Annotated in this window: 8 protein-coding genes; 3 read left to right on the top strand and 5 right to left on the bottom strand. The window is 71.2% G+C overall.

All coding sequences use genetic code 11. The annotated features are described in order from the left end of the window. A partial coding sequence (locus AC1DXV_RS27450; protein WP_477936539.1) for a heavy metal translocating P-type ATPase occupies window positions 1-1,641 on the bottom strand: 1,641 nt, incomplete at its 3' end. A 135-nt stretch (window positions 1,642-1,776) separates the two neighbouring features. Between AC1DXV_RS27450 and AC1DXV_RS27445 the strand changes: the two genes are divergently transcribed. Further along, window positions 1,777-1,968, top strand: coding sequence for a heavy-metal-associated domain-containing protein (locus AC1DXV_RS27445; protein ID WP_073465611.1), 192 nt, complete (start codon window positions 1,777-1,779; stop codon window positions 1,966-1,968). Between the two features lie 2 nt (window positions 1,969-1,970). On the opposite strand, the gene argB is transcribed toward AC1DXV_RS27445, so the two are convergent. Continuing rightward, window positions 1,971-2,906 carry an acetylglutamate kinase gene (gene argB, locus AC1DXV_RS27440; protein WP_047500810.1) on the bottom strand — a complete coding sequence of 312 codons (936 nt, stop codon included), beginning with the start codon at window positions 2,904-2,906 and terminating at the stop codon, window positions 1,971-1,973. A 62-nt stretch (window positions 2,907-2,968) separates the two neighbouring features. Next, entirely contained in the window at window positions 2,969-3,406 is a 438-nt protein-coding gene (locus AC1DXV_RS27435; RefSeq protein WP_047584660.1) for a Cd(II)/Pb(II)-responsive transcriptional regulator, read from the bottom strand. A 72-nt stretch (window positions 3,407-3,478) separates the two neighbouring features. Here AC1DXV_RS27435 and AC1DXV_RS27430 point away from each other — a divergent pair, with 72 nt between their 5' ends. Beyond that, window positions 3,479-4,180 carry a cation efflux transmembrane domain-containing protein gene (locus AC1DXV_RS27430; protein ID WP_477869357.1) on the top strand — a complete coding sequence of 234 codons (702 nt, stop codon included), beginning with the start codon at window positions 3,479-3,481 and terminating at the stop codon, window positions 4,178-4,180. A gap of 53 nt (window positions 4,181-4,233) precedes the next feature. Further along, window positions 4,234-5,070: a tetratricopeptide repeat protein gene (locus tag AC1DXV_RS27425; protein ID WP_477869355.1), complete on the top strand. Its 837-nt coding sequence runs from the start codon at window positions 4,234-4,236 to the stop codon at window positions 5,068-5,070. A 22-nt stretch (window positions 5,071-5,092) separates the two neighbouring features. Here AC1DXV_RS27425 and AC1DXV_RS27420 read toward each other — a convergent pair whose 3' ends face one another. Together AC1DXV_RS27420 and AC1DXV_RS27415 are read right to left on the bottom strand one after the other, a co-directional pair. Beyond that, entirely contained in the window at window positions 5,093-7,681 is a 2,589-nt protein-coding gene (locus tag AC1DXV_RS27420; RefSeq protein WP_477936536.1) for a CHASE domain-containing protein, read from the bottom strand. Between the two features lie 13 nt (window positions 7,682-7,694). After that, complete coding sequence (locus AC1DXV_RS27415; RefSeq protein ID WP_477936534.1) at window positions 7,695-8,495, bottom strand: substrate-binding periplasmic protein; 801 nt, start codon at window positions 8,493-8,495, stop codon at window positions 7,695-7,697. Window positions 8,496-8,745: the final 250 nt, after the last annotated feature.

The following is an 8,745-nucleotide window of genomic DNA, read 5'->3' as shown; positions in this document are numbered from 1 at the left end:
CGGCTTCGCGGCGTCGCCGAAGGCGAGCAGGCCGCGCAGCCGCGGCACCGCGCCCGCCTCGCCCAGCCACGAGACGGTGCGGCCCTCGGCCTGCAACGCATCGGCCCGCGCCTGCAGCGGCGACAGGTCGATGCCCTGCTCCACCATGAAGCGGCTGCTGCCGAGCCACAGCGCGCGCCCGCCGACCTCGCCCGACAGGCCCCGGCCGGCGACGCTGCGCACCTGGCCGGCCGTCGTGATCGCGAGGCCGTCGTGCTTCGCCGCGGCCAGCACCGCCGCCGCCAGCGTGTGCTCGCTGCCGGCCTGCAGCGCCGCGCTGTCGGCGAGCAGCGCCTGCGCATCGCCGTCCGCCGGCTCGCACGCGACGAGCTCCGGCCGGCCCTCGGTCAGCGTGCCGGTCTTGTCGAACGCGACGATGTCGACCTGCCGCGCGCGTTCCAGCGCCTCGGCGTCCTTGATCAGGATGCCGCGCCGCGCCGCGACGCYGGTGCCCGCCATCAGCGCCGCCGGCGTCGCCAGGCCCAGCGCGCACGGGCAGGCGATCACCAGCACCGCCACCGCGTTCAGCACCGCCTGCTCCCAGCCCCCGGTCGCCACGCCCCAGCCAAGCAGCGTGACGAAGGCGAGCGCCAGCACGACCGGCACGAACACCGCGCTGACGCGGTCGACCAGCTGCTGGATCGGCGCCTTCTTCGCCTGCGCCGATTCGACCAGGTGGACGATGCGCGACAGCGCCGACGCGGCGCCGAGCGTCGTCGCACGCACCAGCAGCAGCCCTTCGCCGTTGACCGCCCCGCCGATGACGCGCGCGCCCGGCTGGCGCAGCACCGGCAGGCCTTCGCCGGTGATCAGCGATTCATCGACATGGCTCTCGCCTTCGAGCACCTCGCCATCGACCGGCATGCGCTCGCCGGCCCGCACGACGACGAGGTCGCCGACCTGCAGCTGCGCGATCGGCAGGTCGCGCTCGACGCCGTCGCGGCGCACCCGCGCCGTCTGCGGGCGCAGTGCGTTCAGCGCCTGGATCGCATCGGTGGCCTGGCGCTTCGCGCGCTGCTCCAGCCACTTGCCGAGCAGCACCAGCGTGATCACCACCGCCGACGCCTCGAAATACAGGTGGCCGTGGCCGCCCTGCGCCCCGTGCACCAGCAGCTGCTGCACGCTGAGCCCGAAGGCGGCCGAGGTGCCGAGCGCGACCAGCAGGTCCATGTTGCCGGTGCGCGCGCGCAGCGCCTTCCAGCCGGCGCGGTAGAAGCGGGCGCCGAGCACGAACTGCACCGGCGCCGCGAGCAGCAGCTGCAGCCAGCCCGGCAGCATCGCGTCGACACCGGCGAGCGACAGCAGCATCGGCAGCACCAGTGGCAGCGACAACGCAGCGGCCGCGATCACCGGCCAGGCCGGGGCTGCGGCCGCGGGCGCCTCGTCGTCCTCGTGCACATGCGCCGCATAGCCCGCGTTCTCGACGGCCGCGAGCAGCGCCGCCGCATCGCCGCTGCTCGTCTGCACCTCGGCGCGCTCGGTCGCCAGGTTGACGGTCGCCGACAGCACGCCCGGCACGCGCTGCAAGGCTTTCTCGACGCGCGTGACGCACGACGCGCAGGTCATGCCGTCGATGCTGAGGGACAGGGAATTCGTGTTCATGACGCGACTGTCGACCTTACCATCATGGCAAGGTCAAGGCCTTGTGCGTCGTGGGGCTTCGCGCCGAGGCTTGACCCTGCCACCGTGGCAAGCTTCACAGTGCGTGACTGTCGACCGATGTCATTGGAGAGAGAGATGATCGAATTTCAAGTGGACGGGATGAGCTGCGGCCACTGCGTCAAGGCGGTGACACAGGCGCTGAAAGAGGCGGATCCGCACGCGCTGGTGGTGGTGAACCTGGCGGAACACACCGTCGAGGTGGAATCGGCGTCGGACCGGAGCCTCCTCGCGGCGGCGCTGACCGAGGCGGGGTACCCGCCCCGGTAGCCTCAGTGGCTGCGGATCATCGTGCCGTAGGCCTGTTCCGTCAGGATCTCGAGCAGCATCGCGTGCGGCACGCGGCCGTCGATGATGTGCACGGTGTTCACGCCGTTCTTCGCGGCGTCGAGCGCCGACGCGATCTTCGGCAGCATGCCGCCGCTGATCGTGCCGTCGTCGAACAGCTCGTCGATCTCGCGCGCCGACAGGTTGGTCAGCAGCTTGCCCTGCTTGTCGAGCACGCCGGGGATGTTGGTCAGCATCAGCAGCTTCTCGGCCTTCAGCACCTCGGCCAGCTTGCCGGCCACCACGTCGGCGTTGATGTTGTAGTTCTCGTTCTCCGAGCCGAAGCCGAGCGGCGAGATCACCGGGATGAACTGGTCGTCCTGCAGCGCCTTGACGACCGACGGGTCGATCGACTCGATCTCGCCGACCTGGCCGACATCGTGCACCTTGGTCGGGTCGTCGCGGTCGACCATCTTCAGCTTGTGCGCGCGGATCAGCCCGCCGTCACGCCCGGTCAGGCCGACGGCCTTGCCGCCGACCGCATTGATCAGCCCGACGATGTCCTGCTGCACCTGGCCGGCCAGCACCCACTCGACCACTTCCATGGTCTCCTCGTCGGTGACGCGCATGCCCTGGATGAAGGTGCCCTTCTTGCCGATCTTGGCCAGCGCGTCCTCGATCTGCGGCCCGCCGCCGTGCACCACCACCGGGTTGATGCCCACCAGCTTCAGCAGCACCACGTCTTCGGCGAAATCCTGCTGCAGCGCCGGATCGGTCATCGCGTTGCCGCCGTACTTGATGACCATGGTCTTGCCATGGAACTTGCGGATGTACGGCAAGGCCTGCGCCAGGATCTCCGCCTTGTCGCGCGGGGCGATGTGCGAGAGATCGGGACCGTGGTTGTGACCGACGGGCTTGTCGGCGGGGGGCTCGTTGTTCATGAGGAGGCTTTCCGGAACGCGGCCGCCACGGACCGCTGCGGCGCGAATTGTAGGGTCGGGATTCAGGTCGTGTGCACGCCGCGTCCGGTCGGGGGCACGCCGCCCGGCGCATCCTTCGACAGCGCCATCACGATGCCGCACAGCTCCTGGGCCCGCTGCTGGCCGCACACCTGCGTCAGCAGCTCCAGCTGGCGCTCCAGCACCTGCAGGCTCGCCAGCCGCTCGCGCACGTGCGCCAGGTGGCCCTCGATCACCGCATCCACCTTCGAGCAATCGGCCTGCGGGTGGTCCAGGAAGTCGAGCAGCGGGCGCACCTCGTCCAGGCTCATGTCCAGCGACCGGCAGTTGCGAATGAAGCGCAGCCGTTGCACATCGGCCTCGGTGTAGCGGCGGTAATTGTTGCCGGCACGCGCCGGCAGCGGCAGCAGCCCGGCCTTCTCGTAGTGCCGGATGGTGTCGGCCGGCACGCCGGTGGCTTCGGATACATCCTTGATGCGCATGGGGACTTGACCTTGGAGGGACTCCAGGCTTTCGAATGTGCCACAGCGCTTCCGCCTTGCCACGAGTTGTCCATGTCACGACATTGCTGCGATCACGACCACCAGAGCCCTGCCCACGCCCATGACGGGGCCGGCGGCCACGGCCATTCCCATGACCACCTGCCCACCGGCCCGGTGTCGGCCGCCTACCGCCGCGTGCTGTGGGTCGCGCTGGTGCTGAACGCCGGCATGGCCGTGCTGGAGATCGGCGGCGGCGTGCATGCCGATTCGGCCTCGCTGCTGGCCGATGCGGCCGATTTCTTCGGCGATGCCGTCAACTACGGGCTGAGCCTGGTCGCTCTCGGCATGGCCGCGGTCTGGCGGCCGCGGGTCGCCTGGTTCAAGGGCGCGACGATGGCGGTCTATGGCGCCGGCGTGCTGGGGCTGGCGCTGTGGCACGCCTGGTACGGCGCGTCGCCGGCACCGGCCACGATGGGCTGGATCGGCGGGCTGGCGCTGGCGGTGAACCTGGGCGTCGCGCTGCTGCTCTACCGCTTCCGCGAGGGCGATGCCAACATGCGCTCGGTGTGGTTGTGCAGCCGCAACGATGCGATCGGCAATGCCGCGGTGCTGCTGGCGGCGGTCGGCGTGTTCGGCACCGGCACGATGTGGCCCGATGTGGTGGTCGCGCTGCTGATGGCCGGCCTCGGCCTGCAGGGCGGCATCGCGGTGATGCGGCATGCCCGGACCGAGTTGCGGCAGGCCCTTGTGACCGGCGCATCGGCCCCCACCTGAGGGCCGCAAGCCTCCTTTATCGAGGTCCTCCTGAAAGAGAAAGGCAAACGGACATGAAACGACTTCTTGCCATGCTGGCCTTCGTGGCCATGGGTCTGGTGTCGGCCGCGGCGTTCGCGCTGCCGTCCGTCACCGAGGTGCAGGCCGAGGTGCAGAAGGGCAATTACGCCCAGGCCGAGGTGCTGATGCGCGACGTGGTCGCGGCCAAGCCCGGCAGCGCGAAGGCGCACTACGTCTACGCCGAGATCCTGGCGCACAACAAGCGCTTCGAGTTCGCGCTGCAGGAGGCCCGCCTCGCGCAGCAGCTCGACCCGGCGATCGGCTTCACGCAGCCCGACAAGTTCAAGAGCTTCGAGCAGTTGCTGGAGCGTGAGCAGCGCGCCACCACCTCGGCCGGCGGCACGGCAGCCGGTACCGGCACCGCGGTGCAGGCGCCGCGCGCCGCCGCACAGCGCGGCAGCGGCATCCCCGGCTGGATCTGGGGCGTCGGCTTCGCGGTGATCGCGGTGCTGCTGTGGCGCATGTTCAGCGCCCGCCGCAACGCGCAGTCGATGACGCCCGCCTACGGCGGCATGCAGAGCGGCGGCTACGGCCCCAACTACAGCCCGATGGGCGGCGGCCAGGGCAGCGGCATGCTGGGCACCGGCCTCGCAGCGGCAGGCGGCTTCGCGGCCGGCATGCTCGCCGAGAAGATGCTGGACGGCAACCGCGACGGCGGCTCCTCGTCGGCCAGCCATGCGTCGGATGGGGGCATGAGCCCTGGCTACTTCGACAACGGCGCGGCCGATGAGCTGTCGAACCGCTCGGTCGATTTCGGCTCGGGCGGCGACTGGGACAGCGGTGGCGGTGGCGGGGGTGGCTCGGACGGCGGCGGCAGCGACGGCTGGTGACCGCCGCGGCGGGTAGCCGTCATCACCCGGCGCCCGGTGCCGGGTTCAGCACCGCGTGCACGATGCCGCCCAGTTGCTCCAGCGTGTACTCCTTCTGCATCAGGCCCTTGACGCCGGCCTGCTGCGCCGCGGCCCGCATCTCGTCGGAGATGAAGCCCGAGCTGATCACCACCGGCAGGTCGGCGCGGATGCGCGCGATCTCGACCGCCAGCTCCATGCCGGTCAGCTCCGGCATGTTGTAGTCGGTCACCACCAGGTCGTAGCCCGCGGGGTCGGCCTGCAGCTTGGCCGCCGCCTCGCGCGGCTGGTCGATGCCGGTCACGCGGTAGCCGGCGCGCTGCAGCAGGCTCTCCACCATCAGCAGCATCGCCGGGTCGTCGTCGACCACCATCACGTGCTGGCCGCGGCCCGCCGGCACGCGCACCGGCTCGGCGGTGGCGTCGCCGCGCTGCGGCCGGTGCGGCAGCAGCGGGAAGTAGAGGTGGAAGGTGCTGCCGCGCCCCGGCTCGCTGTCGACATCGATCGCGCCGGCATGCGCCGTGATGATGCCGTGCACCACCGAGAGCCCGAGGCCGGTGCCCTGCCCGACCCGCTTGGTGGTGAAGAACGGCTCGAACACGCGGGCACGCGTGGCCTCGTCCATGCCGACGCCGTTGTCGGCCACCCACAGGTGCACGCACGGCCCGGGCGCCAGTTCGCCCAGGCGCTGCGCCTCGTCGGCGTCGATGCGGCGCTCGTCCAGCCCGATCGTGATGCGCCCGCTGCTGCCCTGCAGCGCATGCCAGGCGTTGGTGCACAGGTTCAGCAGGATCTGCTGCACATGCGTGGCGTCCGCGCTGACGAACAGCGGCCGGTCCTCGAGCACCAGCACCAGCTCGACCGTCGCCGGCAGCGTCGAGCGGAGCAGCGCGATCGACTCCTCGATCATCGGCCGCATCGGCTGGCTCACCAGCTCGTGCGGCTGCATGCGGCTGAACGCGAGGATCTTCTGCACCAGGCTGCGCGCGCGCACGCCGGCCATCTCGATCTGCTTCAGCGGCGGCGTCGCGCCGTGCGCGTCGTCGAGCCGGTCGCGCGCCAGCGACACGTTGCCGAGGATGGCCGCGAGGATGTTGTTGAAATCGTGCGCGATGCCGCCGGCCAGCGTGCCGATCGCCTCCATCTTCTGCGACTCGCGCAGCTGTGCCTCGAGCAGCGCGCGCCGGGCCTCGGCCTGCTTGCGCTCGCTGATGTCGGTCACCATGCCGAGCGAGCCGACGTAGCGGTCGGCCTCGTCGAACACCGGCGTGACCGACATCGACACCCACAGCGGCTGCCCTTCGCTGCGCAGCATGCGCAGCTCGACGGCCTCGACGGTGCCCGGCCGGCGGCTCGCCAGCACGGCCGGCGCCAGCAGCCCGCCGGGGTCGTCGACGAACTCGGCGAGCGGGCGCTCCAGCATGTCGGCCGCGCCCTGGCCGAGCAGGCGCAGCAGCTTCGGGTTGACGAAGGACAGGCAGGCCTGCGCGTTGACGAGCCAGATGCCCTCGTTCGCGGTTTCGACGATGCGGCGGTAGCGCAGCTCGCTGTCGCGCAGCTCGCGCGTCATCACGCGCGCGACGCTGTAGGCGCGCATGCGCCCGGTCGTGAGCTGCCAGGTGAGCGCGGCCAGCAGCAGGCTCAGCCCGATGCCGGCGAAGCCGATGGTGCGCGCCGATTCGCGGTGGTGGCGCGCCTCGAACTCCGGCGTGCTGCGCACCTGCACCGTCCAGCTCTGGCCGGCCACGCCGATGTACTCCTGCGCCTCGAAGCGCGCCGGCTGGCGGTCGGCCTCCGGCCCGATCGAGCGGTACATCAGCGCGTCGTCGCTCAGCTGGACGCCGTCGTAGATGCGCAGGTCCAGGCCCGGCGTCGACTCGCCGTACAGGCTGGACATCAGGTCGCCGATGCGAAAACCCGCCCACACCCAGGCCACCACGTGGCGCCGGCGCGCGGCCACGCTGTCGGCCGGCTGCCCCGGCGCGTACAGCGGCAGCAGCATCAGGAAGCCGTACTGCGGCGCGTGGTCGGGCTCGGTGACGAGGCGGATGCGCCCGGTGATCGCGACGCTGCCGGAGTCGCGCGCCTTGTCGAGCGCGGCCCGGCGCGACGGGTCGGTGGAGATGTCGTAGCCGAGCGCGCTCAGGCTGCGCCCGACCGCCGGGGCGATGTAGGTGACCGGCACATAGCTCGCGCGCGGCCCGGGCGGGCGCACCTGGTAGCCCGGCACGCCGGACAGGCGCTGCGCCGCCTCGTGGGCCGCCACGTCGGGCCCCTGCACCAATGGCCCGTAGGCGATGGCCTGCAGGCCGTTGAAGTCGACGCCGACCAGCAGCGCCTCGACATAGCGGTCGAAGTGCGCGCGGTCGACCGAGCCGGACGCGAGGAACAGGCCCTGCACGCCGCGCAGCATCTGCTCGTAGGCAGCCATGCGCTGCTCGATGCGGCTGGTGGCCTGGCGCAGCCCGAAGTCGAAGCTCGCACGCAGCGCGGCCGTCTCGGACGCGCGCTCGTGGTGCCACGCAAGTGCGGTGACCGTCAGCGAGACGGCCCCGACCAGCAGCGACATCAGCAGCGGAAGGGCTCGCTTCACACCGGGCCCGTGCTCAGAACWGCGTCATCGTGCGCGCCAGCTCGGCCGAGAAGTACTTCTCGAAGATGCGCTGGATGCTGCCGTCGGCCCGCATCTCGTCGATCAGCGCGCGCCAGGCCTGCTGCTGCGCGGGCGACACCGACTTCTTCGACATGATCAGCCCGTGCGGCACCGCCGGGTCGTCGAACTCGACGATGCGCGTCTGCGCGCGGATCGTGCCCTGCTGCACCGTCGGGTAGTCGAAGGGCTCGATGATCATCGCCTGCACGCGGTTGTCGAGCAGCACCTGGTACAGCGGCTCGAGGCTGGACGCATGGCTCACGCGGCCCTGCGCATCGAGCGCGTCGACCAGGCGGTTGGCGGTCGGGCTGTAGCGGAAGCTGCGGATCACGCCGAGCCTGAGCTGCGGGTTGCGCTCGAAATCGGCCAGCGCGGCGACGTTGGCATCCTGGCGCACCAGCAGGTAGTACTTGTTCGACACGTACCAGGCGAACGCGGCGAACTGCTCGCGCGCCGGGTTGGTGATGCCCGACAGGCTGAAGTCGAGCGCGCCGCCCTCGATCAGCTGCCAGATGCGCGCGCGCGGCAGCACCGAGACGATGAACTTGCAACCGCTGCGGCGCGACAATTCGTCGGCGATGTCCTTGTCGATGCCCTCGCCGGTGACGGCCGAATAGAGCAGGCCGTGCTCGTGCAGCGCGAGGCTCATCGGGCGGGGGCAATCGGGCTTGTCGGCCGCGACGGCGACCGTCGGAACACCGCCGGCGGCCAGGAACAGCGCACACGCCCAGCCCGGCAACCAACGCAACGACATCTGCATGCTCGATCCAACCCCCTCGGCCCGCAGCATAGTCCCGCCGCGGGCCGCGCGGCCCCGGGACTTGCCGCAACGAACGGGAAAATGCCACGGCCACGGCGGCCGGGACGGCAGAATCGGCGCTTCGATGACGGTCTCCTTTCCTCGCTCCCTCCCGCTCTGCGCCCTGCGAGCGGCCCGCCTCGGGCTCGCGGCGCTGCTGCTGCTGGCCGGCCGGCCCTGCCTGGCACCGGCCGCTGCGCAGGCC

Source organism: Rhizobacter sp. P3_C12 (assembly GCF_056402735.1).
This window is presented reverse-complemented; position numbering and strand designations above follow the sequence as displayed.